Source organism: Microbacterium deferens (genome assembly GCF_045517775.1).
Classification (GTDB): domain Bacteria; phylum Actinomycetota; class Actinomycetes; order Actinomycetales; family Microbacteriaceae; genus Microbacterium.
Genome location: NZ_JBEUWT010000001.1, coordinates 1711750 through 1738719 on the forward strand (window position 1 = coordinate 1711750; position 26970 = coordinate 1738719).

At 69.7% G+C, this 26970-nt stretch carries 24 protein-coding genes and 1 tRNA gene; 3 read left to right on the forward strand and 22 right to left on the reverse strand.

Features of this window, described 5'->3' with window-relative positions:
* Positions 1–109 precede the first annotated feature (109 nt).
* Positions 110–718 (forward strand): hypothetical protein, encoded by a 609-nt coding sequence (locus ABTU82_RS08080; protein ID WP_407172812.1) that lies wholly within the window; start codon positions 110–112, stop codon positions 716–718.
* 6 nt (positions 719–724) lie between these two features.
* Here the strand turns inward: ABTU82_RS08080 and ABTU82_RS08085 are convergent, their stop codons facing one another.
* From ABTU82_RS08085 to ABTU82_RS08160, 16 genes are all read right to left on the reverse strand, one after another.
* Positions 725–1645 (reverse strand): ribokinase, encoded by a 921-nt coding sequence (locus tag ABTU82_RS08085; RefSeq protein WP_407172813.1) that lies wholly within the window; start codon positions 1643–1645, stop codon positions 725–727.
* Positions 1642–3276: a fucose isomerase gene (locus ABTU82_RS08090; protein WP_407172814.1), complete on the reverse strand. Its 1635-nt coding sequence runs from the start codon at positions 3274–3276 to the stop codon at positions 1642–1644. Before ABTU82_RS08090 ends, ABTU82_RS08085 begins: the two co-directional genes overlap by 4 nt.
* Positions 3273–4796 (reverse strand): FGGY-family carbohydrate kinase, encoded by a 1524-nt coding sequence (locus ABTU82_RS08095; protein ID WP_407172816.1) that lies wholly within the window; start codon positions 4794–4796, stop codon positions 3273–3275. The genes ABTU82_RS08090 and ABTU82_RS08095 overlap by 4 nt, the downstream gene beginning before the upstream one ends.
* A 29-nt stretch (positions 4797–4825) precedes the next feature.
* Entirely contained in the window at positions 4826–5695 is an 870-nt protein-coding gene (locus ABTU82_RS08100) for a dihydrodipicolinate synthase family protein (protein WP_407172817.1), read from the reverse strand.
* A 39-nt stretch (positions 5696–5734) separates the two neighbouring features.
* The gene (locus ABTU82_RS08105; protein ID WP_407172819.1) at positions 5735–6469 is read right to left on the reverse strand and encodes an SDR family oxidoreductase; all 735 of its coding nucleotides are present in this window, start codon (positions 6467–6469) and stop codon (positions 5735–5737) included.
* Between the two features lies 1 nt (position 6470).
* On the reverse strand, positions 6471–7373 hold the full coding sequence (locus ABTU82_RS08110) for a carbohydrate ABC transporter permease (protein ID WP_116646863.1): 903 nt from the start codon (positions 7371–7373) through the stop codon (positions 6471–6473).
* Positions 7370–8299 carry a carbohydrate ABC transporter permease gene (locus ABTU82_RS08115; RefSeq protein WP_240606822.1) on the reverse strand — a complete coding sequence of 310 codons (930 nt, stop codon included), beginning with the start codon at positions 8297–8299 and terminating at the stop codon, positions 7370–7372. The genes ABTU82_RS08110 and ABTU82_RS08115 overlap by 4 nt, the downstream gene beginning before the upstream one ends.
* A 58-nt stretch (positions 8300–8357) precedes the next feature.
* Positions 8358–9662 carry an ABC transporter substrate-binding protein gene (locus ABTU82_RS08120; RefSeq protein WP_116646864.1) on the reverse strand — a complete coding sequence of 435 codons (1305 nt, stop codon included), beginning with the start codon at positions 9660–9662 and terminating at the stop codon, positions 8358–8360.
* Between the two features lie 38 nt (positions 9663–9700).
* Positions 9701–10693 (reverse strand): phosphoglycerate dehydrogenase, encoded by a 993-nt coding sequence (locus ABTU82_RS08125; protein WP_116646865.1) that lies wholly within the window; start codon positions 10691–10693, stop codon positions 9701–9703.
* Positions 10694–10862: 169 nt separating this feature from the next.
* The gene (locus tag ABTU82_RS08130) at positions 10863–11492 is read right to left on the reverse strand and encodes a GntR family transcriptional regulator (RefSeq protein ID WP_116646866.1); all 630 of its coding nucleotides are present in this window, start codon (positions 11490–11492) and stop codon (positions 10863–10865) included.
* 92 nt (positions 11493–11584) lie between these two features.
* Positions 11585–12373, reverse strand: coding sequence for a potassium channel family protein (locus tag ABTU82_RS08135; protein ID WP_407172821.1), 789 nt, complete (start codon positions 12371–12373; stop codon positions 11585–11587).
* Between the two features lie 42 nt (positions 12374–12415).
* Positions 12416–12868, reverse strand: coding sequence for a heat shock protein transcriptional repressor HspR (locus tag ABTU82_RS08140; RefSeq protein WP_205781219.1), 453 nt, complete (start codon positions 12866–12868; stop codon positions 12416–12418).
* 27 nt (positions 12869–12895) lie between these two features.
* Positions 12896–13885 carry a DnaJ C-terminal domain-containing protein gene (locus ABTU82_RS08145; RefSeq protein WP_116646869.1) on the reverse strand — a complete coding sequence of 330 codons (990 nt, stop codon included), beginning with the start codon at positions 13883–13885 and terminating at the stop codon, positions 12896–12898.
* A gap of 9 nt (positions 13886–13894) precedes the next feature.
* Positions 13895–14524, reverse strand: a complete 630-nt coding sequence (locus ABTU82_RS08150; RefSeq protein ID WP_116646870.1) for a nucleotide exchange factor GrpE — start codon at positions 14522–14524, stop codon at positions 13895–13897.
* 2 nt (positions 14525–14526) lie between these two features.
* The gene (gene dnaK, locus ABTU82_RS08155) at positions 14527–16383 is read right to left on the reverse strand and encodes a molecular chaperone DnaK (RefSeq protein WP_116646871.1); all 1857 of its coding nucleotides are present in this window, start codon (positions 16381–16383) and stop codon (positions 14527–14529) included.
* A gap of 175 nt (positions 16384–16558) precedes the next feature.
* A complete protein-coding gene (locus tag ABTU82_RS08160; protein WP_116646872.1) occupies positions 16559–17077 on the reverse strand; it encodes a hypothetical protein in 519 nt (172 codons plus the stop codon).
* Between the two features lie 117 nt (positions 17078–17194).
* On the opposite strand from ABTU82_RS08160, the gene ABTU82_RS08165 reads away from it, so the two are divergent.
* Positions 17195–18565, forward strand: a complete 1371-nt coding sequence (locus ABTU82_RS08165) for an MFS transporter (RefSeq protein WP_240606823.1) — start codon at positions 17195–17197, stop codon at positions 18563–18565.
* 98 nt (positions 18566–18663) lie between these two features.
* Here ABTU82_RS08165 and ABTU82_RS08170 read toward each other — a convergent pair whose 3' ends face one another.
* The 3 genes from ABTU82_RS08170 to dcd form a co-directional block, all read right to left on the reverse strand.
* Entirely contained in the window at positions 18664–20391 is a 1728-nt protein-coding gene (locus tag ABTU82_RS08170; RefSeq protein WP_407172823.1) for a BCCT family transporter, read from the reverse strand.
* Positions 20392–20711: 320 nt separating this feature from the next.
* Complete coding sequence (locus tag ABTU82_RS08175) at positions 20712–22604, reverse strand: alpha/beta hydrolase family protein (protein WP_407172825.1); 1893 nt, start codon at positions 22602–22604, stop codon at positions 20712–20714.
* Between the two features lie 192 nt (positions 22605–22796).
* Entirely contained in the window at positions 22797–23402 is a 606-nt protein-coding gene (dcd, locus tag ABTU82_RS08180) for a dCTP deaminase (protein WP_116646876.1), read from the reverse strand.
* 89 nt (positions 23403–23491) lie between these two features.
* Here dcd and ABTU82_RS08185 point away from each other — a divergent pair.
* Positions 23492–23565: transfer RNA gene (locus tag ABTU82_RS08185), tRNA-Gly, on the forward strand.
* 65 nt (positions 23566–23630) lie between these two features.
* Here the strand turns inward: ABTU82_RS08185 and ABTU82_RS08190 are convergent.
* Genes ABTU82_RS08190 through ABTU82_RS08200 form a run of 3 tightly spaced genes read right to left on the reverse strand, consistent with a single transcriptional unit; the run spans position 23631 to position 26960 of the window.
* Positions 23631–24413 (reverse strand): polyprenol monophosphomannose synthase, encoded by a 783-nt coding sequence (locus ABTU82_RS08190; RefSeq protein WP_407172827.1) that lies wholly within the window; start codon positions 24411–24413, stop codon positions 23631–23633.
* A 43-nt stretch (positions 24414–24456) separates the two neighbouring features.
* Complete coding sequence (locus ABTU82_RS08195; RefSeq protein WP_407172829.1) at positions 24457–26064, reverse strand: class F sortase; 1608 nt, start codon at positions 26062–26064, stop codon at positions 24457–24459.
* The gene (locus ABTU82_RS08200) at positions 26061–26960 is read right to left on the reverse strand and encodes a DUF4397 domain-containing protein (protein WP_407172830.1); all 900 of its coding nucleotides are present in this window, start codon (positions 26958–26960) and stop codon (positions 26061–26063) included. Before ABTU82_RS08200 ends, ABTU82_RS08195 begins: the two co-directional genes overlap by 4 nt.
* Between the last annotated feature and the right edge of the window lie 10 nt (positions 26961–26970).

A 26970-nucleotide genomic window follows, 5' to 3' on the forward strand; every position in this document is an offset into this window, starting at 1 on the left:
TACTCCGAGGTGTGAGCACGACGATCGCCCCCGACCCGGGGGCGTGGTGAACAGCCTGCCACTTGGCTCGGACACCGCAAGACCACCGTCGACGCCTAACCTGGAAGGCATGGCGACGCGATTGCAGGCAGAGGCCGATCCCGCCCGCTGGGTGGCGGTGACGGAGTCGCTGGGCCTGCGCGGGCGACGGCACCGCAAAGCGGCGATCCGGATGCTGCTGGGGCAGGCCAACCGCGCCGTGGGAGCGACCGAGCGCCCCGGCAGCGGGTTCCTCGCGTGGGCGGCGAGCCAGGCCGCGCCGCTCCTGATGCGCCGCGCCGCCGGACGCGTGAGGGTCTGGGTGTGGAAGTCCGATCCCGAACTCGTCGTCGCGATGGCGCAGCTGCAGGAGGCCACGCCGCAGCTGCGCACCGCGCGCGCGAGCATGCCGATGGAGTACGACGACACCGAAGACTTCCGCAACCCCCACCTGGGCGTCGGCGAGAAGCTCGTGATCGACCTGCCGACCGACCAGCGCACGCCGCCCTTCGCGACCTACACCTGGGACACCGGCAGCCACTTCGTCACCCTGACCGCCGTCTGCTCCGACCGCGCACGGATCACCACCGTGCTGCCGGCGGTCGACGAGATCGCCCGCAGCCTGAGAGTGATCGACGACCTCTCGGTCGGCGAGTCGCCCGCCGTGCTGCGCATCGACCCCGGTCCCGCGCCGCGCTGACCCCGGTCAGACCCCGCCGGTCGCGACGGGCGAGGCGAGCGCGCGATCGATCTCGTCGCGCGACGGCATCGACTCGGCCGCGCCCGCCCGGGTGACCGTGATCGCCGCCCCCGCGATCGCGGCCTCGAGGGCCTCGTCGAGGGATAGCCCGTCGGCGAGCCACGCCACGAGCACGCCCACGAAGGTGTCGCCCGCCGCGGTGGTGTCGACCGCGCGGGCGGGGCGCGCGCCGACACGACGCACCACCGCTCCCCCGCGCGCCACGAGCGCGCCGTACTCTCCCAGGGTGACGATGACCGTCGCGGCGCGCCGGCTGAGCTCGATCGCCGCGGACTCGGCATCGTCGCGGCCGCTCAACATCATCGCCTCGCCCTCGTTGGGCACGAGCACGTCGGCGAGATCGAGCAGCGCATCCAGGCCCGCCCCCGCCGGCGCCGGCGTGAGCACGGTCGTGACCCCGGCGTCGCGCGCGTGACGCAGGGCCACCTCGAGCAGCTCGATCGGCCTCTCGAGCTGCACGACCAGATGGGATGCCGCCGCCACCGCCGAACGGTCGTCCTCGGTGAACGCGCGATCGGCGTTGGCCCCGGGCACGACCACGATCGTGTTCTGTCCGTCGTCGGTCACGGTGATCTGTGCGATACCGGTGGCACCGGGCACGGTTCGCAGCCCCTCGACGCCGACCCCGTCGGCGACGAGCCGGTCGCGCAGGCGCTCGGCGAAAGCATCCGCCCCCACCGCTCCGATGAAGCGCACCGACGCGCCCGCGCGAGCCGCGGCGATCGCCTGGTTGAGCCCCTTGCCGCCCGGTCCGGTCGAGAAGTCCGTGCCGAAGAGCGTCTCGCCCGGCTCCGCGCGGCGCGGCTGGCGCACCACGAGATCCATGTTGGCGCTGCCGAGCACGACGACCCCCGAGCCGCCGGTCACACCGTCACCCGGCCGACCAGATTGACCGCGATGCCCATGCGTTCGAACATAGCGGCCTTCGCGATCAGCGCCTTGTCGGCGGTCGCGGCGTCGGGTGCGTAGACGACCTGGGCGTGGTTCGCCTTGTGCCGGGCCATGAACTGGTCGCGCGAGACATCGTGCAGCACCACGTGCGCGATGGGCCACTCGGGGTTGGTCGCCTCCTTGCGCCGACGCGTCTCGGCCTCGGGCAGCTCGACCGCGCTGCCCCGGAAGATGTCGACCTGCAGGATCCCGTCGGCGATGAAGACGCGACTGATCACCAGCTCACCGGGGCGCGAGACGCCGTTGATCGTGGCACCGCCGGCGGGGAAGAAGACCGGCCCCTGCCGCCACCCCTCCGCCTTGTCCCATCCCCCGAGGTGCGACGCGGGAACCGATCCGGAGATCTCGTAGACCCACACGAACTCGCCGTCGTACTCCTCGCCCCACCGCACGTCGTGCAGCGTGTTGTCGGGCACGAGCCCCATCGCCGTCCAGACCCGGTCGGTGACCAGAGCGTCGACCGCGACGCCCTCGTCGGCCTCGTTGAAGTGCGGCATGGCCCGACCGGCGAACAGCTCGCGCCCGCCGTCGCGCGAGAACACCGGCGGGCGTTCGGTGGAGTTGAGCACCCCCTCGGCGAGATCCGACGCCGGCACCAGGTCTTTGAGGCCCTGCTGGTACTGGATGCCCACGGCGTCGAGGCCGAAATCATCGGCGATGCGCAGCGCCGCGATGTACATCTTCATCTGCCATCGCACCTGGCCCTCGGTGAGCTCCGTCGCCTCGTCCGTGCCGAAGCGGAAGGTCATCCCCCGGTCGATCAACCAGTCGCGCGCGGCATCCGCCTCCTCGTCGGGTACGACGAGCATCTCGGCGTACAGGGCCGACTGCGAGAGGCGTTCCTTGTAGATGCCCGTCGGATTCAGCAGCTCGTCGTCGAAGATCGCGTTGTACATGCCCATGCAGCCCTCGTCGAAGACACCGATGATGGCCTTCTCGGCGAGCAGCTGGTCTCCCAGCGCGCGACCCAGATCGCGCTCGGGCGAGGGAGCCAGCTCGGGCAGCTGCCTGACCTGCGACTCGTCGTGGACGATCCGGCCGGTCTCGGTCCACTCCCGCAGCCCGTCCCGGAACCACGGGTCGGTGAAGTCGACCGACCAGATCGTCGAGTAGTCGGTGCCCATCTTGGTCATGCCGGCGTTCAGGCCCAGCAGTCCGACGAGCCCCGGCCAGTCGCCGGCGAAGTTCGCGACCGTGAGGATCGGACCGCGGTGGGTGCGCAGGCCGGCGAGCACGTGGTGCGAGTACTGCCAGACGGCCTCGGCGACGATGAGGGGCGCATCGGCGGGGATGCTGCGGAACACCTCGAGCCCCATCCGCTGGCTCGAGATGAACCCGTGGCCCGTCTCGGGATCGACGCCGTTCGCGCGCACGACCTCCCAGCCGAGCTCGGCGAGCGCCGCGGACACGTCCGCCTCCATCCGGGCCTGCGTGGGCCAGCCCGCGACGTTCGCCGACTCGCGGAGGTCGCCGCTGGCGATGAGGTAGGCGGTGCGCGCGGGCGCGGTGAGACGGGGCGGCGGAGAGGGGAGGGTGTACGTGGTCATCGGGGAGCGCCTTCCGTGTCGGTGAGGCTGCGTTGACGCGCAGCGAGATCGTGGGTGATGACGGCCGTTCCGTCGTAGAGGGAGAGGTAGAGGGTGAAGAGGTCGTCGTAGAGCGCGGCGACCGCCGGGTCGGGGACGACGGTGCGTGCGACCGGGTTCCAGTCCTCGATGCGCGGGGCGTCGTCGCGAGAGGGATCGGAGGCCGCCGCGAGGAAGGCCGCGCCGTACGATGCGCCGATCGTGACCTCGGGGACCTCCTGCACGAGGCCGGTCACGTCCGAGACGATCTGCAGCCAGAGGGCGCCCTGGGTCCCCCCGCCGACCGCGACGATGCGTCGGATGTCGGCGCCCGCGGCGCGCATCGTCTCGACGTTGTGCCGCACGCCGAACGCGGTCGCCTCGAGAGCGGCGCGGTACAGATCGCCGCGGTCGTGCTCGAGGGTGAGACCGGCGATGACGCCGCGCGCGTCGGGGTCGAGGATGGGCGTGCGCTCACCCGTGAAGTACGGCAGCATCACCAGGCCCCGCGCACCCGGCCCCGACTCCGCGGCTTCGGCGAGGAGGCGCGGGTAGTCGGCGCCGGTGAGGGCCGCGATCCATCGGGTGATCGCGCCGGAGCTCGCCAGACCGCCCGCGAGGTTGCGAGACCCGGGGAACGCCCCGACGGTGCTCCACATCGACGGGGTGCGAAGAGTCTCGTCGCCGGTGGCGACGAGGAACATCGTCGTGCCGTACATGAGCATGAGGTCGCCGGCACCGTGGGCTCCGACGCTCACCGCCTCGGTCCACGCGTCGATGGTGCCGGTGATCACCGGCGTCCCCTCCGCGAGACCGGTGCGGACGGCGGCGTCGCGGGTCACGAGACCCGCGACCTCTCCCGCCCACCGCAGGAGCGGCTGCTCAAGTCCCGGCGCGATGAGCCGCCACCACGGTTCGTGCCACTGTTCGTGCTCGATGTCGTAGAGCGGAGTCATCTGACTCGCCGACTGATGATCGAGCACGTACGCACCCGTCAGGCGATGCGCGAGCCACGAGGCCGGCATGAAGAGACGACGAGCCCGCGCATACGCCTCCGGCTCTTCGTCGCGCACCCACGCGATCTTCGGGCCGCCGGCCTGCGTCGTCAGGGACGACCCCGCGATGCGCACGATCTCGTCCTCGCCGAGCTCGTCGGTCAGGCGACACATCTGGTCGGTCGCGCGCGTGTCGACGCCGTAGAGGATCGCCGGACGGACCGGGGTCGCGTCGGCGTCGACGAGCAGCACGCAGGGACCCATGCCGCTGACGCCCACCGCGCTGACCTCCACGTCCTGCCCCGAGACGCGCGCCAGGAGCTCGCGCGAGAGCGTCACGAACTCGTCCCACCAGACCGAGCCGTCCATTTCGACCCAGCCGGTGCGCGGACGCGAGACCTCGTGTTCGACGGCCGCCGATGCGACGATCCGGCCCTGCGCATCGACGAGGACGCCCTTGCTGCTGGACGTGCCGATATCGACGCCCATCGTACAGCGGACCGTCATGGCATCCGCCTCTCTTCCCCGTGTGCGGATCAGCGGTAGGCGGCGATGACGCGATCGATCTCGACCAGCGCCTCGTCGTCGGGCTCCACGAGCGCCATGCGGCAGCGACCGTCCGCGACGCCCATCGAGCGCAGGGCGGCTTTCATGCGGGGCATGTCGCCCCCGATGACCCGCACCACGTCGTCGACGGCCGCCTGCGCGGTCGCGATGATCTCGGGGTCGCCGCCGTCGGCGGCTGCGGCGAGCGCGCGGAACGGCTTCGGCAGCACGGACGACACCCCGGAGACGACGCCCTGCGCTCCGACCTCGCCCGCGGCGACGAGGTCGCGGTCCGCGCCCGTGTAGAGCACGAAGTCATCGTCGACGACGGCGCGGTAGGCGGCGATGTCGTCGAGGCTCATCTCGCTGATCTTCGCGCCGATGACGTTCGGCAGCTTCGCGAGACGGGCCAGGAGCGCGGGGCTGACCTCGACGCCGCTGCGCTTCGGGTACACGTAGACGAACAACGATCCGTCGCCGACGGCCTCGGACACGGCCTCGAAGTAGCTCTCCACGGCGGCCTCCGCCGAGGCGAGGTAGTACGGAGTGAGCGCCGCGAACTCGCGCGCCCCCAGCGCGCGGGCGATCTGCACCCGCCGCACCGCCTCGAACGCGCTCGAGCGACCGACGTGCACGATCACGCGCATCCGACCGCCGAGATCCTCGACCGCGGCTCCCACCAGCGCGCGGAACTCCTCCTCGTCGATGGCGGGGAACTCCCCCGTCGTCCCCAGCACGAAGGCGCCTTCGTTGCCCGACTGCGCGACGTAGCGGAAGATCGCGCGGCTCCCCTCGAGGTCCAGGCTCCCGTCGGCGTGGAAGCTGGTCGGGATGGCGGTGACGATGTCGCGACGTGACATGTGATGCGGCCTTTCAGATGGTGGAACGGATGATGCAGATCAGGCGTAGGAGGTGTTCGAGGTGGGGGTGAGGACGAGCTCGTTCACGCAGACCCGTTCGGGCAGCGCGGCGATCCACCCCACCGCCTCCCCCACGTCCGCGGCGCGGAGCATCGACTCGCGCGCCTCGGCCGAGGGCGGGTTCGGACGGGTGTCGAGGATGTCGGTCGCCACCTCTCCGGGGCACAGGTGGGTGGCGCGCACCCCGTTCGGGTGCTCCTGGGCGTTGACCGATTCCGTGAGCACCCCCAGGGCGGTCTTGCTCATCGAGTAGGCGGCCCCCGCGCCCGGGGAATGGCGCCAGGCAGCCCATGACGAGATGAGCACGATGCGGCCGCCCCCGGCCGCACGCATGCCGGGCAGGACGGCGTGCACCGCGCGGACCGCCCCGTGCAGGTTCACATCCATGACGTGATCGATCGCCGATGGGGTCACGGCGTCCCAGAAGCGCTCCTGCACGTTGGTGCCGGCGCTGAACACGAGGGTGGCGACGGGCCCGTGCTCGGCCTCGATGGTCGCGACGGCCTCCGAGACCGCGCGGTCGTCGGACACGTCGAGCGCGAGCGGCGTCGCCGAGCCGCCGGCCGACCGGATCTCGGCGACCACACGGTCCAGCTCGCGCTCTCGGCGGCCCGACACCACCACGTGACCTCCGAGCCGACCCAACGCCCGGGCGGATGCCTCGCCGATACCGCTGCCACCGCCGATCACCCACGACACGGGGAGAGCAGGCACGTCAGCCCTTCGTCGCGCCGGCGGTCAGACCGCTGACGACGTATCGCTGGGCGATGAGGGCGACGATCATCACCGGGACGGTGATGACGACGGCCGCGGCCATGAGCCCGCCCCAGTCGACCGCGGCGTAGCTGGTGAAGTTCACGATCGCCACGGGCAGCGTCCTCGTACCCTGACTGGACAGCACGAGGGCGAACAGGAAGTTGTTCCAGCTGAAGATGAACGACAGGATCGACGCGGTCGCGATACCCGGCACCGACAGGGGGAGAACGACCCGGACGAACGCACCGATCCGGCTGGTCCCGTCGATCTGGGCCGCTTCCTCCAGCTCGTGCGGGATGCCGTCGAAGAAGCTCGACATGATCGCGACGACGAGCGGCATCGTCACGAACAGGTGCGTGAGGATCAGCACGGTGTAGGTGCCGACGAGCTGGATCTGCGAGAAGAGGAAGTACCAGGGGATGAGCAGGCTCACACCCGGGATCACGCGCGCCATCAGCAGGAAGGCCGTCGTACTGCGCACCCGGTAGCGGGCGATGCCGTAGGCGGCGGGCACCCCGATGAGGAGGGCGAGCAGCGTCGCGCCGATGCCCACGATGACGCTGTTGCCGATGATCGGCAGGAAGTTCTGCGCCCCGAAGACCGTGTCGTAGTTGCCGAGCGTCGGTTCGAAGTCGAACGTGCGGGAGGGGTCGACGACGTCGCGGTTGCGCTTGATGCTCGCCAGGAACATCCAGGCCAGCGGCACGAGGAAGGCCAGCACGACGGCGACGATGCCGACGACGCGGGCGGTGCCGCCGATGATCTGCGCACGTGTCCGCCTGCGCCGACGCGGCGTCGGCAGCGGGCGGGCGGCGGCGGGGGTGGCTCCCTGACGGGGCCGGATGGGGGCGGTGACGCTCATGAGCGGTCTCCTCGTTTGCGAAGAATGGCCAGGGCGACGAGCACGATGACGATGAGCATGAAGAACAGCATCAGAAGGGCGGACGCCTTCCCGTACTGCGAGAACTGGAACGCCTGCCCGTAGGCCAGGATGTTCAGCGTCTCGGCCTCGTGGCTCGATCCGCCGCCGATGCCCTTGGTGGCGTAGATGATGTCGAAGGTCTTCATGGCGTCGATCGCGCGCAGGATGGCCGCCGCGCCGATGACCGGCGCGAGCAGGGGCAGCGTGATGTGTCGGAAGCGCTGCCACGCGTTGGCACCGTCGACCCGCGCGGCCTCGTCCGGCTCCTCGGGGAGCGTGGAGAGCCCCGCGAGCAGGATGAGGATGACCATCGGGGTCCACTGCCAGACGTCGATGAAGATCAGCGTGTTCAACGCGGTCGCGGGATCGGACAGCCACCCCTGTGCGGGAAGACCGAAGAACTGCATCACGACGTTCGCGAATCCGATGGTGGGTTCGAAGATGAGCAGCCACATCATGCCGACCGCCACCGGGGTGGCCACGAGCGGGAGCAGGATGAAGACCCGCACGATCCCCTGGCCTCGGAAGGTCTTGCGCAGCAGCAGTGCGATCGCGAGTCCGAAGAGCAGCTCCAGCCCCAACGCGACACCGGTGAAGTAGGCCGTGCGTCCCACCGCCGGCCAGAACCGCTCGGTGTCGGTGAGCCATCCGACGTAGTTCGCCAGGCCGACGAACTCGAACGGCCGGTTGACCGACCCGGCGGAGTCCGTCAGCGACAGGAACACCGTGTACCCGATGGGGAACGCGATGAGCGCACCGATGAACACCACCGACGGCGCGATGAGGATCCACTTCAGGTGCGCGTCGACCCAGTCGACGGCGCGCGTCGCGGCGCTCGGGCGGCGCGGGGCGGTGATCGTTGCCACTTCTTCCTCCTCTGGTGAGCGGGGTCCCGGCGGTGCAGCCGCCGAGACCCCGGCCCGATCAGTTCTCAGAATCCAGGAGGTCCTGGAACTGCGTGTTGGCGGACGCCGCCGCCTCGGAGACGTCGCCGCCCTCGATCGCGGCGATCACGGGACCGCCGACGATCTCGCGCGCCGCGGCGACCTGCTCGAGCTGCGGGCGGTCGTGACCGACACCGTGGTCGGCGACGTTGCGGACGATCTCGACGAGTCCGGCCGGGAACTTCGCGACGGCGGCGTCATCGTCCCAGGCGGACTGACGGGCGCCCGGGACGGTCTCGTTCTCGAGCAGCCACTTGGTGTTCTCCTCGTTGGTCACCCACTTGATGAACTCCCACGCCGCATCCTTCTTCGTCGAGAACTCGTTGATGCCGACGGTCTGCGGCACGATGTTGTAGAACTTCGAGCCGTCGGGACCCTCGGGGAACTGCGCGAACCCGACGGTGTCGACGACGCTGCTGTTGTCCTCGTCGAGGAAGGTGTAGGCCTGGCTGTCGGCGTCGATGTAGAACGCCGCGCGCCCCTGAGCGAACAGGGCGGATGCTTCGACCCAGCCCATGTTCGTCACTCCGGGAGGGCCGTACTCGCGCAGCAGGTTGCCGTAGAGCTCGATGGCCTCGACAGCCTCGGGGGTGTCGATCGATGCGTTGCCGTCGGCGTCCTGGAAGTCTGCGCCGAAGCTGTAGAGGAACGAGGAGAGCTGCGTCACCAGCGGCACGCGCGAGCCGCGCATGGCGATGCCGAAGACGCCGTTCTCGGGGTCGTTCAGCGTCGCGATCGCCGTCTCGAGCTCCTCGAGCGTGGTCGGCACCTCGAGGCCGGCCGCTTCGAGCAGGTCGGTGCGGTAGTAGACGATCTGGCGCTCGGTCATGACGGGGACGCCGTAGACGACGCCGTCGAGCTCCACCGCGTCGCGCGCGGCGGGCTGGAAGTCCTCCCAGTTCCACTCGGCGTCGGACGAGACGTACTCCGTCATGTCGGCCAGCCATCCGTTGCGCGAGAACTCGCGCATGACGTCCTGCACCTGGAAGGCCATCACGTCGAAGTCGGACGACGACGAGTTCAGCTTGACCTTGTAGTTGTCGTTGAGCTGCTCGTTGCCGTACGCCTCGATCGTGACCGCGATGCCGGTCTCTTCCTCGTACTGCGTGGCGAGGGTCTTCAGTCCCTCGGTCCACGGGCTGTTGGCGGCGACGACGGTCAGCTCGGTGACCTCGCCCTCCGCCTGACCGCCGCTTCCGCCGCCGCAGGCGGTGAGGCCGAGGGCGAGAACCGCCCCGGAGGCCAGGACGGCGAGAAGGCGCCGCGATCGCTGTGTGGTGAACATCGGTGTTCCTTTCGTGGGGTGTTCGGGTTGTGTGAAGGTCAGGCCACCAGCGCCGTGGGAACGCGGCCGGCGAAGACGTCGACGATCGCCTCGGCGGTGGCGAGGCCGATCCGCTCGTACGCTTCGCGGCTGTCGGCCGCGGCGTGCGGGGCCACGACGACCATGGGGTGGGAGAAGAGCGGGTTGTCCTGCGAGGTGGGCTCGATCTCGAACACGTCGAGGCCGGCTCCGGCGATGCGGCCCGTGGCCAGAGCGTCCACGAGAGCGCCCTGGTCGACGAGGCCACCGCGCGACGTGTTGATCAGGATGGTGCCCTGGCGCATGCCGGAGATCAGTTCGGCGTCGACGATGTGGTGCGTCGCCGCGATGTGCGGGGCGTGCACGCTGACGATGTCGACGTCGGCCACCGCCGCAGCCGCCGTGTCGACCAGCGACACCCCGAGGCGCGCCGCGGCGGCCTCGTCGGCGTAGGGGTCGTAGGCCTTGATCGAGACGTCGAAACCGGCGAGCCGACGGGTGAGCAGCTGGGCGATGGCGCCGAAACCGATCAGGCCGATCGACGTGCCTGCCAGCTCACGGCCCACGAATCGGTCCCACCGGCCCGCCTTCGTAGCGGAGTCCATCTCGGGGATGCGGCGCAGGACCGACAGCATGAATCCGATGGCGAGTTCGGCCACCGCGGCGGCGTTGCCGCCGGGCACGTTCACGACCTTCACGTCGCGGCCGCGGGTGGCGTCGAGGTCGATGTTGTCGAGGCCGACACCGAGGCGGGCGATGATCTGCAGACGGTTCGCGTGTGAGAGCGCTTCTGCGTCGTAGACCTCCACCCCGCCGACGGCGGCGTCCGCGTCGGCGATGAGCGCGTGCAGTTCGGCCTGGGTCCACGGAACGGTGGAGTCGTTCTCGACGAGGGTGAAACCGTGGTCGATGAGCAGCTGACGGCCCGACGAGCAGAGTTCGGGGTATCGGACCGGCCCGACGATGACCGTTCGTCCCGTGCCGACAGGTATCAGGGGGGCGGTAGCAGTCATCTCGGAGGCCTTTCTGGGCGGGTCAGGATTCCGAGGAATCGATCACCGTTGAACGATTTGTTTACTGTTAACAGTCACCATAGAGGGCGGGTCGTTGGCATGTCAAGACGACGAAACGAAGGGGCGCCCGCGGCCTGATGCCACGGGCGCCCCTCTGCGAAAGTAAGCCTCAGGAGTGCGCGAGCCCGCGCAGCACGTCGCGGACGTGGCCCTTCGCCAGGGTGAGATGCAGCCTGAGCCGCCGCACCGACGCCTCGACGTCGCCCGTGCGCACCACATCGAGGAAACCCTGGTGGTCTTCGGTCGCAGAGGCGATGTCCGAGGTGTCGCTGAGCTCGAACAGGATCGCGAAGATGCGCTGGTAGGGCCGCCACGCATCGAGGAGGCGACGGTTGCCGGAGTTCGCATAGAAGCTCGTATGGAAGGCCATGTCGGCGTCGGCGAACCGCTCCCCGTCGTCGTCCTCCGCAGCGGCGGCCATGGAGTCCACGATGCGCTGCACGTTGTCCCAGTCCTTCGCGCTCGCGTTCTCGATGGCGAGCCGGATGGCCAGCGACTCGAGGGCCTCGCGCACGGTGTAGAGCTCCTCGACGTCGCGGAGATCCATCGCGCGGGCGTACAGCCTCTTGCGCCGGTCTTCCGCCAGCCCCTCGGTCTCGAGTTGGCGCAACGCGTCGCGCACGGGCCCGCGACTGACATCGAAGCGGGCGGCCAGGTGGTCCTCGGCGAGATGGGTGTCGGGCGGGATGATCCCGCGGATGATCTCCACCCTCAGGCGATGTGCGATCTGATCACCCATCGCCAACGGTCGAAGATCCGACACGGTTTACCCCCTGTGAATTGTCTACTGGTGACAAAACTAACCCACGCTCGGCGATCCGGGGCAATCCTTCACGAACGGGCGTCGGAACCGCCCGCCGCTCGCCGGTCGGTGCTCTCACGGGATGCGCGCTCGTGCTCGAGTTCGCGCATCACCTCCTGCACGTCGGCTCGGGTGGCCGGCAGCTGATCCTCGTGGCCGCGGGCGGCTCGCTCCACGACCCACGATGAGAACGACGCGACGATGAGGCCCACGAGCACCACACCCCCGACCATCAGGAACACCGCGATGACCCGCCCCGGGATCGTCACCGGCGTGTAGTCGCCGTATCCGACGGTGGTGACGGTGCAGAACGCCCACCACACGGCGTTGCCGAAGGAGGTGATCGTCGCCCCGGGGGCGTGGCGCTCGGCGTTGAGCACGGTCAGCGAGGCCATCCAGATGAGAAGCAGGGCCGCGCCCGCGCCGTAGATCAGCAGACGGGCGCGCAGCGAGCTGCCGGCGGTGCGCGTGAACGACGTGAGGCGAGTGAGCGCGCCCAGCAGCCGCACGGGCCGCAGGGTCGGCACCAGCACGATGACGATGTCGATGAGGTGCCGCCGCACCCAGAGCCCGCGGGGGTGGCTGAGCAGGAGGCGCGCGAGGTAGTCGACGATGAACATCACCCACGTCGTCACCACGACGACGGTGGTCACGGTCGACCACAGGCCCCGCAGATCGCCGATGACCTGGAACGTGTAGGCGATGAGGAACGCGAGCGCGGCGACCGTCAGCGGCCAGTAGCTCGCCGCCGCCCAGCGCCGGGTCGCCGCGGTCTCCCCCGCGTTGCGTGCGCGCGGGGGCGAGGACTTCGACGGCATGATCGCACTCTAGAGCAGGCACACCCCGAAGTGCGCGAGACGTCAGTGGGCGGATTCATCACCGGGGCGACGCGGTCGCCAGAGCACCACGTCGGTGGCGCGGCGCACGCGGGCGCCGTGCCGGAGCGTCACGACCGACCCGGTGGCGCCGGCCGCGAAGACGCGCGCGCCGGGGCGGGATTGCCGCTCGGCGTTGAGCTGACGCTCGAGGTCGGTGACGCGGCGGGTGAGGGCGTGGACGTGCTCCTCGAGCGCGAGCAGCCGGGCGATCGCCGGAAGGCTCATCCCCTCGCTCGAGAGGCGGGCGACCTCGCGCAGCTGCCCGATGTGTCGGGAGGAGTAGCGGCGCGATCCGCCCTGGGTGCGGCCGGGCACCACGAGCCCGAGTCGGTCGTACTGCCGCAGCGTCTGCGGGTGCATGTTGGCCAGTTCGGCCGCCACCGCGATCGCGAAGATCGGCGCATCCGCGTCGAGTTCGTCATCCACGTCTGTCACCAGTCTTCCCCCTCTCCTCCGCTCACCTCAGCCGCGCGCCTTCGACATCAGCTCGGCGCGAGGGTTCTCCTTCGGTTCGAGCTCCTGGAAGCGCACGAGCGCCTCGCGAGCCGCATCATCCAGGTGTGCGGGCACGGCGACCTGCACCTCGGCGAGGAGGTCGCCGGTGCCCTTCGACGTCTCGACGCCGCGACCCTTCACGCGCAGCACGCGCCCCGACGGGGTGCCGGGCGCGACGCGGAGCTTCACGGGATCACCGCCGAGGGTCGGCACCTCGATCGTCGCCCCGAGCGTCGCCTCGGTGAAGGTGACCGGAACGGTGACCCTCAGATTCAGGCCGTCCCGCACGAAAACGGGGTGCGGGCGCACCGTCACCTGCACCACGACGTCGCCGTTCTCGCCGCCGTCGGGCGACGGGCGCCCGCGGCCGCGGAGACGGATCTTCTGGCCGTCCGAGACCCCGGCGGGGATCTTCACCTTGAACGGCTTGCCATCGTCGCCCTGGAGCGAGATCGTCTCGCCCTTGGTCGCCGTGACGAAGTCGACCGTCGTGCGCGCCGTGACGTCGGAACCCCGGGTCGGGCCGCCGAACCCGCGATACCCGCCCGAGGTCTGCCCGAACCGTCCAGAGCCGAAGCCGCCGGGCTCGAAATTCGCGAAGAAGTCGTCGAAGTTGCTCGACGACTGGGTGCGCGGGCCCCCACGACCCTGACCGAACATGCTGAAGACGTCTTCGAAGCCGGCGTTGCCGCCGCCCGGGGCCGTGAAGCGCGGCGCCCCCGAGCCCATGGCGCGGATCTGGTCGTACTCCGCGCGCTGCTCGGGGTCGCTCAGCACCGCGTAGGCCTCGCTGACCTCCTTGAAGGTCGCCTCCGCCTTCGCGTCGCCGGGGTTGGAGTCGGGGTGATACTTGCGGGCGAGCTTGCGGTAGGTCTTCTTGAGGTCGGCCTCCGAGATGTCCTTCGCCACGCCGAGCACCTTGTAGAAGTCCTTGTCGAACCAGTCCTGACTCGCCATACGGTGCTCCTATTCCGCCGGGACGGCGACGACGACCTTCGCGGGTCGCAGTTCGACAGAGCCGAGACGGTAACCGACCTCGACGACCTCGAGCACGGTCGGAACCGTCACGCCCGGGGTCGGCGCCTGGAAGATCGCCTCGTGCTGCTGCGGGTCGAACTCCTCGCCGGCGACGCCGTACGAGACGACACCCAGGCGTTCGGCCACGGAGCGCACCTTCTCGGCGATCGCCGAGAAGGGCGTGCCGGCCTCGAGGTCGCCGTGCTTGACCGCGCGGTCCAGATCGTCGAGCACCGGGAGCAGGCCCTTCACGGCCTCGCCCTTCGCCCGCTCGATCTCTCGCTCGCGCTGGTCTTCGGTACGGCGACGGTAGTTGGCGTACTCGGCCTGCAGACGCTTGAGGTCGTTGAGCAGCTGCGACTCGAGGTCTGCCAGGGTCGTGTCCTCGGCCTGCGCCTGAGCGGTCTGCTCCGCGCCGAGGATGTCGTCCACGGTCAGCTCGTCCTGCGACGAGGGGTCGGATGCTGCGGCGGACTCAGCGCCCGCGGACTCAGCGCCCGACCCCTCCCCGTTCGGCCGAACCTCGTCGTCGCCCCGGCCGTCGTCGGCGCCGGGCTCTTCGAAGTTCTTCTTCGCCATGGTTACTTCTTCTCGTCTTCCTCGTCGACGACCTCGGCGTCCACCACGTCCTCGTCGGAGGAGGGGGCATCGGTCGCGGCGTCGGGCGCAGCATCCGGGGCCTGCTGCGACTGGCCGGCGTTGTAGATGGCCTCGCCGATCTTGCCCTGGCTCTGGTTGAGCTTGTCGAAGGCGGTCTTGACCGCGTCGTCGTCGTCACCGGCGAGCGCGCTCTTGAGTGCGTCCACGTCGCCCTGCACCTCGGTCTTGACGTCCTCGGGCAGCTTGTCGGCGTTCTCGGAGAGCAGCTTCTCGATCGAGTACGAGAGGGTCTCGGCCTGGTTGCGCACCTCGGCCGACTCGCGACGCTTCTTGTCTTCGGCCGCGTTCTCCTCGGCCTCGCGCACCATGCGCTCGACGTCCTCCTTCGGCAGCGAAGAGCCGCCGGTGATGGTCATCGACTGCTCCTTGCCGGTGCCCTTGTCCTTCGCCGAGACGTGGACGATGCCGTTCGCGTCGATGTCGAAGGTGACCTCGACCTGCGGGATGCCGCGGGGGGCCGGAGCGATGCCGGTGAGCTCGAAGGTGCCGAGCGGCTTGTTGTCGCGGGTGAACTCTCGCTCGCCCTGGAAGACCTGGATCGCGACCGACGGCTGGTTGTCGTCTGCCGTGGTGAAGGTCTCGCTGCGCTTGGTCGGGATGGCCGTGTTGCGCTCGATGAGCTTCGTCATGATGCCGCCCTTGGTCTCGATGCCGAGGCTCAGGGGGGTCACGTCGATGAGCAGGACGTCCTTGCGCTCGCCCTTCAGCACGCCCGCCTGGAGAGCGGCGCCGACGGCGACGACCTCATCGGGGTTGACGCCCTTGTTGGCTTCCTTGCCGGCCTCGCGCTTGACGAGTTCGGCGACGGCGGGCATACGGGTCGAACCACCCACGAGCACGACGTGGTCGATGTCGGCCACCTTGATGCCGGCTTCGCGGATGACGTCCTCGAACGGCTTCTTCGTGCGGTCGAGGAGGTCCTTGGTGAGGTCCTCGAACTTCGCGCGCGTGATCGTCTCGGAGAGCGAGACGGGGCCCGAGTCGGTCAGCGAGAGGTACGGGAGGTTGACCGAGGTCGAGGTGGAGCTCGAGAGCTCCTTCTTGGCCTGCTCGGCGGCTTCCTTCAGACGCTGGAGGGCGATCTTGTCGCCGGAGACGTCGACGCCGGTGGTGTCCTTGAACTGCTTGATGAAGTACTCGACGAGACGCTGGTCCCAGTCGTCACCGCCGAGGCGGTTGTCGCCGGAGGTGGAGCGCACCTGGATCGTCGAGAAGTCGTCGTCCTTGCCCACCTCGAGCAGCGACACGTCGAAGGTTCCGCCACCGAGGTCGAAGACCAGGATGAGCTCGTCCTCCTTGCCCCGGTCGAGGCCGTAGGCGAGAGCGGCCGCGGTCGGCTCGTTGATGATGCGGAGCACGTTGAGGCCCGCGATCTCACCGGCCTCCTTGGTGGCCTGACGCTCGGCGTCGTTGAAGTACGCGGGAACCGTGATGACCGCGTCGGTCACGGTGTCGCCGAGGTACTCCTCCGCGTCGCGCTTCAGCTTCTGGAGGATGCGCGCGGAGATCTCCTGCGGCGTCCACTTCTTGCCGTCGACGTCGAAGCCCCAGGTGGTGCCCATGTGGCGCTTCACGCTCGAGACGGTGCGGTCGACGTTCGTGACGGCCTGGCGCTTCGCGGTCTCGCCGACGAGCACCTCGCCGTCCTTCGTGAACGCGACGACGGACGGGGTCGTGCGGAAGCCCTCCGCGTTCGCGATGACCTTGGGCTCGCCGCCCTCGAGGACGGAGACGACCGAGTTGGTGGTTCCGAGGTCGATTCCAACAGCACGTGCCATGTTGATCTCCTTCTAGGTGAGACGAGCGGATGCTGCGCCCCTGGGTTCGATTCGAGTTCTGGGGGCTCAACCGCTCCTCGAGTTCGCGAAGGGTTGAGCCGTGATGACTCAAGGCTATCGAACCCGAGAGTCGCGGTCAAACGAACTTGCTATGAATCGGCTCAACTTCGCACGATCAGATCGCGTGGGCGATCGTCTGCAAGCCGATCACGAGAAGACCGAGGGCGAGCAGCAGCAGCAGGGCGAGCAACTGCTGGCGGACGGGCAGGCGGGAGCGACGCACGCCGAGCCAGCCGATGAGGGCCAGCGTGCCGATGAAGACGAACGCGCACACCGTCAGCGCCGTCTCGATGTCGAGCACGTCGACCCAGGAGAGCACGATGATGCCACCCGGGATGATCACCGTGCCCATCGCGCCGCCCGCCACCTTGAGCATCTCCTCGACGCGGCGCCGGTCGGGGAACTCCCGGTGCACCGCGAGATGCGAGATGATCTCCGACACGAACCCCGCCGCGGTGATGCCCAGAACGCCCAGCACGAGCGCGAAGAAGGCGTGGTCGGGTTCGGGGTGGAAGGCGGTGGCGGTCACGAGCACGATCGCGAGACCGGTGAACGTCGCGTAGACGCGCTCCTTGAAGTAGGTCGCGGCTGCCCGCTCCTTCTCCACGTCGACCTGCGGCGTAGCATCCGACATCTCCCGGCCCCTCTCGTCGTCGCGAGCCTAACGCCCGGCCGCACCCCCGCGCGGCGGCCGCCCGACCTGCGGCGGGGCATCACCGCGTGTTCACCGTGACGGCCTAGCGTGACCGACGTGAGCTCCCCCGATCCGGCCGAGGCCGCTGTCATCCCCCGCTCGAGAGTCTGGTCATGGGCGCTGTGGGACTGGGGCTCCGCGGCCTTCAACGCCGTCGTCACGACGTTCGTCTTCAGCACGTATCTGGCCAGCGGGCTGTTCGTCGATCCGGCGATCGTCGCCGCGGCCGGCGACGACGACCGCAACCCCGACCTGGTGGCCGCCCTCGCCGCGAACGCGAGCCTCGTCGGGGTGGCCCTGATGGTGGCCGGCATCGTCATCGCCGTGCTCGCACCGGTGCTCGGTCAGCGCAGCGACGGCAGTGGCCGCCGCAAGCTCTGGCTCGGGATCAACACCTTCGTGGTCGTGCTGGCGATGGCGGCGATGTTCTTCGTGGAAGCCGCACCGGGGTACCTCGTGCTCGGAGCCACCCTGCTCGCCGTCGGAAACGTGTTCTTCGAGTTCGCGGGCGTCAACTACAACGCCATGCTCGTGCAGGTCAGCACGCGGACGACCGTGGGTCGCGTCTCGGGCTTCGGCTGGGGCATGGGCTACGTCGGCGGAATCGTGCTGCTGATCCTGCTGCTCGTGCTGTTCATCCAGAACTTCGGCGCCGAGGGCACCGGAGGCGTGCTCGGCATCACCACCGAGAACGGGCTCAACATCCGCGTCGCCGTGGTCGCCTCGGCGATCTGGTTCGGCCTGTTCGCCATCCCCGTCCTCGTGCGCGTGCCCGAGATCGAGGCGCCGTCGCGACGCGTGCGCGTGGGGTTCTTCCGCTCCTACGCCGTGCTGTGGCACACGCTCGCGTCGCTGTGGCACGGAAACCGCCAGGTGCTGCTCTTCCTCCTCGCCAGCGCTGTGTTCCGCGACGGCCTCGCCGGCGTCTTCACCTTCGGCGCCATCATCGCGCAGCAGGTCTTCGGCTTCTCCTCCACCGAGGTGCTCTACTTCGCTGTCGCGGCGAACCTCGTCGCCGGCATCAGCACCATCGCGTCGGGCCGGCTCGACGACCGGTTCGGCCCGAAGAACCTCATCCTGTTCTCGCTCGTCGGCCTGGTCGTCACCGGCACCGCCGTGCTGTTCATCGGCTCGGCTCAGGGCGGATTCTGGGTCGCGGGACTCATCCTCTGCGCGTTCGTCGGACCGGTGCAGGCTGCCAGCCGATCGTTCCTCGCCCGCATCACCCCCGCGGGTCGGGAGGGGGAGATCTTCGGCCTGTACGCCACGACGGGGCGCGCCGTGTCGTTCCTCGCGCCCGGCCTGTTCGCCCTGTTCGTCGGCGTGACGGGCGACACCCGCCTGGGCATCCTGGGCATCGTGCTGGTGCTGCTCGCGGGGCTCTTCCTCATGCTCCCCGTGAAGGCGAAGCAGGCCACGATCGACTGAGCGCGGCTCCCGACCGAGGCACGACCCGCGAAACCGCTTCCGCGCGCCGACACCCCGACACGATGTCAGGGTCTCGGCGGGCAGATCGGGTTTCTCGGTCAGGTGTTCGTCGGGCCGGCAGGGGTATCGGATGCTGCGGGCGCAGCATCCGTGCGCTTCTTCCACGGCCACCAGTCGGGCGCCCGGAGGCCCGTCTCGTCGCGCGCCTCGACCTCCAGACCGTAGTGCTCTCCGATCTGGTCGACGAACTGCGCTCGGCGCGCCCGCTCGTAGGCCCGCCGCTCGCGCTGGAACGCGATGACGGTTGCCCAGCACATCGCGAGCATCACGACACTGAACGGCAGCGCGGTCGTGATCGCCGCCGCTTGCAGAGCGTCGAGACCCCCCGCGACGAGGAGCGCGATCGCCAGGAACGCGGTGACGAGCGTGAAGAGGATGCGCACCCATCGGGCGGGTTCGGGGTTTCCCCCGGTCGCGAGCATGCCCATCACCAGCGCCCCGGAATCGGCGGAGGTGACGAAGAAGATCGCGATGAGGATGATCGCGCCGATCGTGAGGATCGCCCCGCCCGGCAGGCTGTCGAGCAGCTGGAAGAGCGCCCCCGCGACGTTGACCGATCCATCGGCCTCGGTGAGCGCACCGGGGCTGCGCATCTCGAGCGCGATCGCCGACCCGCCGAGCACGGCGAACCAGAGCACACCGACGAGCGTCGGCACGAGCAGCACGCCGACCACGAACTGGCGCACGGTGCGTCCGCGGCTGATGCGCGCGATGAAGATGCCGACGAACGGCGCCCACGACATCCACCAGCCCCAGTAGAACGACGTCCACGCGGCCTGCCACTCCTGACCTGCCTCGCCCTGGAACGCGCTGACGGTGAAGCTGAGGCCGACGAAGTTCTGGATGTAGGCGCCGATCGACTGCACCCACTCGCGCAGCAGGAACGCCGTGTCACCGGCGAAGAGGATGAACAGCATCAGGAGCCCGGCGAGCACCAGGTTGATCGACGACAGCCACTTCATGCCCTTCGTCACGCCCGAGAGCACCGAGAAGAGAACCGCGATCGTGATGACGCCGATGATGACGATCTGCACCGGCAGCCCGGGCTCCGAGACGATCCCGCCCGCATCGAGACCGGCGCTGATCTGCAGCACCCCGAGACCCAGCGACGTCGCGACGCCGAAGAGGGTCCCGACGAGCGCGATCGCGTCGATCGCATTGCCCCAGCCGCCGCGCACGCGCTTGCCGAGGAGGGGCTCCAGCGCCCAGCGGATGGACAGCGGACGCCCTCGGCGGTGGATGGCGTAGGCGAGACCGAGACCCACCACGACGTAGATCGCCCACGCCTGGATGCCCCAGTGCAGGTAGGTCTGAGTGAGCGCCGACTGGGCGAGCTGCGCGTCGGTGCCGATGACCCCGGGGCGCGGGTTCACGTAGTGGCTGAGGGGCTCGCTCACGCCGTAGAACACGAGACCGATGCCCATGCCCGCGGCGAACAGGAGGGAGATCCACGAGCCGGTCGAGAACTCGGGCTCGTCGTCGTCCTTGCCGAGCTTGATATCACCGAACCTGCTGAAGCCGACGAAGAGGGCGAACGCGACGAAGAAGGCGGCGATCAGCACGTAGTACCAGCTGAAGGTGTTCACGATGCCCGCCTGCACGGCGGCGAACGCGACCTCGGCCTGCGCGGGGAAGATCACCGCGAACAGACTGATCAGCAGCGCGACCGCGCCGGCGGGTATCACCACCCATCTGGCGACCCCGAGCGGCGCCTTCGAGTCGGTCGATACGGGCGATGGCTTCTCGGCAGGGATTCCGTCAGTCACCGGAACACGGTATCCAAGCCTCTCCGCCCGCGCGAGGGAGGCCCTCCCGTGTTATGGACGCGGCCAGGCGCCGGGCGCGGCTTCACCGCCGGGTTCGAGCGCGGTCGTGCCGCTGCATCCGAGCCGGTCGCCTAGCCGGCGGACCAGAATCCAGGACGGATCGCTGCTCTGGGGCCCGAAAGCCCCCGAGAACGCGGATCGATCCTGGATTCTGTGCGCGTACGCGGCGCGGCGGATGGAACTGCAGGGCCGAACGCAGAAGCGCCACGAGAGCGGGATGCTCTCGCGGCGCTTCTGCCCGGATGCGGCGTGACCTGCGGCTACGCGGCGCTGACGCGATCGCGTCGGCGACGCACGATCACCACGAGGACGAGCACGACGGCCGCCAACAGCGGGAGGACGAAGCGCACCACCAGCGCCAACGGACCCCACTCCTGCACGTCGCCCTGGATGGCCGTTCCGCCGACGACGTTCCACGTCACGAGAAGCGCGGACGCGAACGCTCCGGTCCAGATCGTGCCGGTGAGGTGGAAGAAGTACGTCGACATGATGCCCACGAGAGCCAGCACCACGATGAAGGGGTAGCCGACGATCGTGAGCAGCGCCTCGTCGATCGCCAGGCGTCCGGTGACGAGGAGCGGGACGTAGTTGATGATCTCGAGCACGAGGATTCCCGCGGGGAGCACGATGGCGTTCGCCAGCATCTCCTTGCCCCGCGAGATCGACCGTCCCTGCCAGCGCAGCGAGCGGTGCAACGTGAAGGTGAGCATCAGGAAGAACGCCGTGAAGGGGATCAGGTACACGAGGAATTGCGCGAACCGCGTGATGGTCAACGGCTGCAACTGCAGCACGTAGAGCCGGAAGTCGGTCTTGAACAACCAGTCCGAGAGGACGACGAGCACGTAGGCGGCACCGACCGCGATCGTCGCGACGAGCGCCGCGCGTCCGATGACGGCACGCGCACGAGGAGCGGCGACGTCACCGTCGACCTCCGGCAGGTTCGGGAGCACCCGGTTGCCCGACGAGCGGCGTGCCAGAGCCGCACCGATCGCGTAGATGACGAGACCGATGATGCCGTTGAGCAGTGCCCATACCGCGATCCCGGTCGCGAAAGTCTGACCGAAGACGGGCCCGGCGGGGATCCACAGCGCTCCCCAGGTGTTGAACCAGAAGAAGGTCAGCGCGGGGATGCCCGCCGTCAGCAGCGCCGAGACGGCCCACGGCCAGCCCCATCGGCTGCCGGCGGCAGCGGGGACGGGACGACGCATCTGCGAGAAGAAGGGAGCGCGCAGCAGCAGTCCGCCGGTGGCGAAGATCATGAGGACGGCGCCGACCATCGCCACGAACGTTCCGGCCTCCTTGAGCCACCAGATCTGTCCGGCCGCGTCGTGGCCGCCCTCGAGGGTCTGCCCGAACCAGTCGATGATGTGCTGCGTGGCCGCGAGATCGTGCGTCACGCCGGGGTGGTTGTTCACCGGACGCACCAGCTCGCGCGCGGTGCCGTCGGCGATCGATCCGTAGAGCTGGTCGGGCACCACGTCGTCGGTGGTGCCGAACGTCGCCTTGAGCGCTTCGCTCGCGGGGATGTCGCGCGTGTTGGCCTCGCCCCACATCGACCCGGAGAACTCTTCGAACTCGGCGAACTGCACGAGCAGGTTGCGCGGGAAGTCGGGGGTTCCGGGAGGGCCGAAGAACCCGGTGGCCGAATCGAGGAGGACCATCGACTGGTAGCCGTCGGGGAACGCCGCGGCGGCGTTCATGATCGTCGAACCGCCCAGCGAGTGCCCGGTGAGCCCGATGTTGTCGGTGTCGACGATGTCGAGCGATCGGAGGTATCCGAGGCCGGCCGGGCCGTTGAAGGCGTTGCCGAAGGCCGGGGCGTCCGAGCGCCCGTGGCCCGACTGGTCGATGGCGAGGACGACGTAGCCGCGACGGCTGAGCTCGATCGACGGAGCCTGCTGCATCTCCCGGGAGTTCACGTATCCGTGCACGGCGAGCACCGCGGGCGCCGGCGACTCGGCGGTGACACCGTCGGGGACGAACAGGAGCCCCGAGACCGTCTTGCCGTCAGCCGACGTGAATGCGACGTCACGCACCTGGACAGACCCGAACGAGGTCTGCGCCATCGCGGCGGTCGAGCCGCCCGCGAGAACGAGGGCCAGGGCGACCAAGAACAGTGACCACAGGCGGTGGTGCCTTCGGGATGAGGGCATGGCGATTACTCCTTTGTACCGACGGGTGAAGCGACGCTCGGGTGCGTCCGGCTCACCGGCCACCATGCGGCCGGCCGAGCCAGGGTCGAGTGTAGGGTTCTGCGCCGAAGCTGAGAGAACACTCCACATAACATGCACATACGTGCAATTGCGCGTGTCGCGTACCGCCGGAACGGCCGGATAGCGGTATAGCTACCCGCCGGCCGAACCTGCGTCGGTGACCCCGACATCGGTGCGGTGGAAGTTGAGGAACGAGCGCGACGCCGTCGGTCCGCGCTGACCCTGGTAGCGGTTTCCGTAGGGGCCGGAGCCGTACGGGTTCTCGGAGGGCGAGGTCAGCTGGAAGAAGCAGAGCTGACCGATCTTCATCCCGGGCCAGAGCTTGATGGGGAGCGTGGCGACGTTGGAAAGCTCGAGCGTGACATGCCCGGTGAAGCCGGGGTCGATGAACCCCGCCGTCGAATGGGTCAGCAACCCGAGCCGGCCGAGCGACGACTTCCCCTCGAGCCGCGCGGCGATGTCGTCGGGCAGTCCGATGAGCTCGAACGTCGAGCCGAGCGCGAATTCCCCCGGGTGCAGGATGAACGGCTCGTCGGGTGCGACCTCGATCAGGCGCGTCAGCTCGGGCTGGTCCTCGGCAGGGTCGATGAACGGGTATTTGTGGTTGTCGAACAGCCGGAAGTACCGGTCGAGTCGCACATCCACGCTCGACGGCTGCACCATCGCGGCATCGGAGGGTTCGAGCACGATGCGCTTCGCATCGAGCTCACGGGTGATGTCGCGGTCGGAGAGCAGCACGGCATCAGCCTAGAGCCGCGCGACCGATCCGAGAGGATGCTGCGGCGCAGAGCCCCCTGTTATGCTGGCCCGACGCCGAAAGGCTGCCCGGGGATGTAGTTCAATGGCAGAACTTCAGCTTCCCAAGCTGATAGCGCGGGTTCGATTCCCGTCATCCCCTCCACAGAGCGAAGCCCACCGCAGGTGGCGCATCGCCTCGCGTCCGCCGCGGGACGGTCCTCGTCGCGGTCAGGCCGGCGCGAGGCGGCGCGTATTGGCACGCACCGAAGGCAGTCGGCGCCGGTGCAGCACGATCTCGCGCACGGCGGTGACGCGGCGACGCAGACCCCAGACGGTGACGTTCCACAGCGACTCGCGCACGATGCCGCCGCTCATCTTGCTGACGCCGCGCTCGCGCTCGACGAAGGTGATCGGAACTTCGACGACGCGCAGGCCGCGCTCGAGCCCTCGCCAGAGCAGGTCGAGCTGGAAGCAGTACCCCTGCGACGCGACCCCGTCCAGTCCGATGGCGTCGAGAGCGCCGGCGCGGAACGCGCGGTAGCCTCCCGTCGCGTCGCGCACGTCGATCCCGAGGGCGAGGCGCGCGTAGAGGTTTCCGCCGACGCTGAGCGCCTTGCGGTGCATCGGCCAGTTCACGACGCTTCCGCCCGGCACCCACCGCGACCCCAGCACCATGTCGGCGTCGGCCAGCTCGTCGAGCATGGTCGGCAGCGATTCGGGCTGGTGCGAGCCGTCGGCGTCCATCTCGACGAGCACGTCGTACCCACGCTCGCGTCCCCACGCGAACCCGGCGAGGTACGCGCGTCCGAGTCCGTCTTTCGCGGTTCGGTGGAGCACGTGCACGCCGGGATGCTGCGCGGCGAGGCGATCGGCGAGCGCACCGGTGCCGTCGGGCGACGCGTCGTCGACGACGAGCACGTCCGAGCGTCCGACGGCGAGCACGCGATCGACGATCGCTTCGAGGTTCTCGATCTCGTCGTACGTGGGGATGACGGTCAGCGCGGTGTTCATGACGGGTCCTTCCTTCGGCCGCGAGGCGGCGGTTCTCGACGTGTCAGGCGGCGATGGCGGTGACGACCACGTTGTCGACGTAGTGTCCGGTCTGGGGGTCCCACGCGCCGCCGCAGGTCACGAGCCGCAGTTCCGGGGTCGGCACCGGGGCGTAGATCGACTCCGTCGGGAAGCTGTCCTTCTCCACCGTCTGGATGCCGGTGACGACGAAGTCCGCCGTGGTGCCGTCGCTGCGCGCGACGGAGACGGTGTCGCCCGGGACGAGCTTCGGAAGGTCGTAGAAGACGGCGGGTGCCGTCGGGGAGTCGACGTGCCCCGCGATCACCGCCGGGCCGATGGCGCCGGGCACGACGCCGTTCTCGTACCAGCCCACGGCGTCGAAATCGGCGGGGGATTCGATCCAGCCGTCCGCGCCCAGCCCGAGGCCGATGAGGTCGGAATCGACGCCGATGGCGGGGATCGAGATGTGCTCGGGCGTGGCGTTCGACGCCGCCTCCGGGGCGACGGGGTCTTGGAACCCGTCGGCAGCGGAAGACGAGGCGCCCGCCGCCGACGTCACCGCGTCGAGCGGCGGGCATCCTCCCAGCACGTCGTCGGTCAGCATCGCTCCGGCGAGGGCGCTCCACGCGTCGCCGTAGTACGTCGGCGTCGCCACCGCCGTCTCGGTCATGCGCGCGAGATCGTCCCGCGCAGCATCCGTGCTCGAGTCGGCGGCGTACGCGGCCGCGCGCGCGGCGTAGGCGACGGGGTGCTGGTCGCTCGTCACCGCCCCGGCGCCGGAATCGAGCTCGGCCGGCAGCTCGTCGCCGTCGGGCAGGGCTGCGGCGATCCGGGCGGCCACCGCACGGTCGGCGGGGTCGCACGATTCGGCGTAGCGGATCGATGTGCGGGTGGCGTCGTATCCGTATCCGGGCTCGCCCTCGCCGCTCGCCGAACCGGCAATGGCGACCGAGCCGTCGCCCGCGACCGTGGCCCAGTTGGTCGGAAGCGCGTTGACGTCCAGGAGCGCCTCGGTCGCGGCGCGGCTGCCGGTGGCGAGTTCTTCCCACCGAGCATCGCCCGACGCGGCCGACAAGACGGCGTACGCCGCGGGCGAGGAGTACGACGGGTTGTACGCGTGCGGCGAGGTGGTCGCCCACGGCCCGGGCAGGAGGATCCGCCCGATCTCGGTCGGCGCCGTCATCTCGTCGAGCAGCGCCTCACCCAGCGCGACGCCGTCCTCGCGGAGGTCGTCTCGCCCGAAGGCGTCTGCGGCGAGCACGAGAGCGCGCGCCGCGTCGAGATCGGCGTCGGAGGCGGGCTGGTCATCGACCACGGCCCCCTCCTGCCACCGCCACGCGAGCAGGAGATCGTCGCGCTGCAGGTGGGCGGTGGTCCACTCCCAGATCTCGTCGAACGTCTGCTCGTCGTCGGCGGCGACGGCGAGCAGCAGGCCGTACGCTTGCCCCTCGCTCACCGTGTCGCCACCCTGGTCGGTGCGCACCACGCGCCCGTCGTCGGCGTACTGCTCGAGGAAGTACGCCGCCGCAGACGCGGATCCGTCCGTTGCCTCGGAGCCCGGATCGGCGACCGGGGCCGCGCACGCCGCGGCCACGAGGAAGACCGCGACGGCAACGGACGACGCGGCGAGCGCGCGCCGGAGGCCGATCACACGGTTCCCGCGGTGGCGTGGCGACGACGCATGATGAGCGCGACGACGGCTCCTCCGAGGAGGAGTCCCGCGGCCGCGACGCCCCCGAGGGTTCCGGTCTGACCGTCGGCCGTGCCGCCCCCGCCGGTGTGGATGCCGCCGACGGGCATGTCGGCGAGAGTGGCCGAGTCGGTGATGGCCTGCGCGGTGAGCGCGCCCGCAGCGGTGTCGAGCACGAACAGCGTCGACACCGAGCCCGCGGGCAGGTCGACCGCGGAGGACGACACCGCGTCGGCTCCGGTCAGCTCGAGATCCCATGCGCCGGCGGCCACGGAGGCGTAGCCGGTCGCCGCCCCGGTCGGAACCTCGCGGGCGATCGAGCGGCCTTCGACGGTGTCGACGTCGACGCGGGGTTCGACGGTCGACGCCTGCACGACGCGCACGCGCGCCTGCCCCTCGGCGGGGGCGGAGAGGTCGTCCTGGAAGACGGTGGTCTGGAGGTCGTCGTTGCGACCGTAGGCGGCGACGGTCACCGGACCCCCGGCGGCGACGTCGACCGACTGGCGCACGACCGGCTCGGCATCGTCCGCCGCATCCGACGGCACCATCGAGACGACGTACGTCCCCTCGGCGAGCGGGATGTAGTCGCTCACCGCGCCGTACGCGACGTCTTCGAGCTCGTAGACGACGGAACCGCCCGCGAGAGCGGTCATCTGCACATCGACCGACTTCGTGTCGGGTGAGAGGTGGGCGACGCGGGCCCATCCGCCGGGCTCGGCAGGAGCGGCGGATGCTGCGGGCGCGACCGCCACGCCGAGGGCGACCGGGAGGAGGGCCGCGGCGATGAGGGCCAGGCCGCGCACGCGGCGCCGAGGGGTGCGGCGCGGGAAGCCGGGAGTGGAAGCGTTCGGAATCATGGTGATCCTT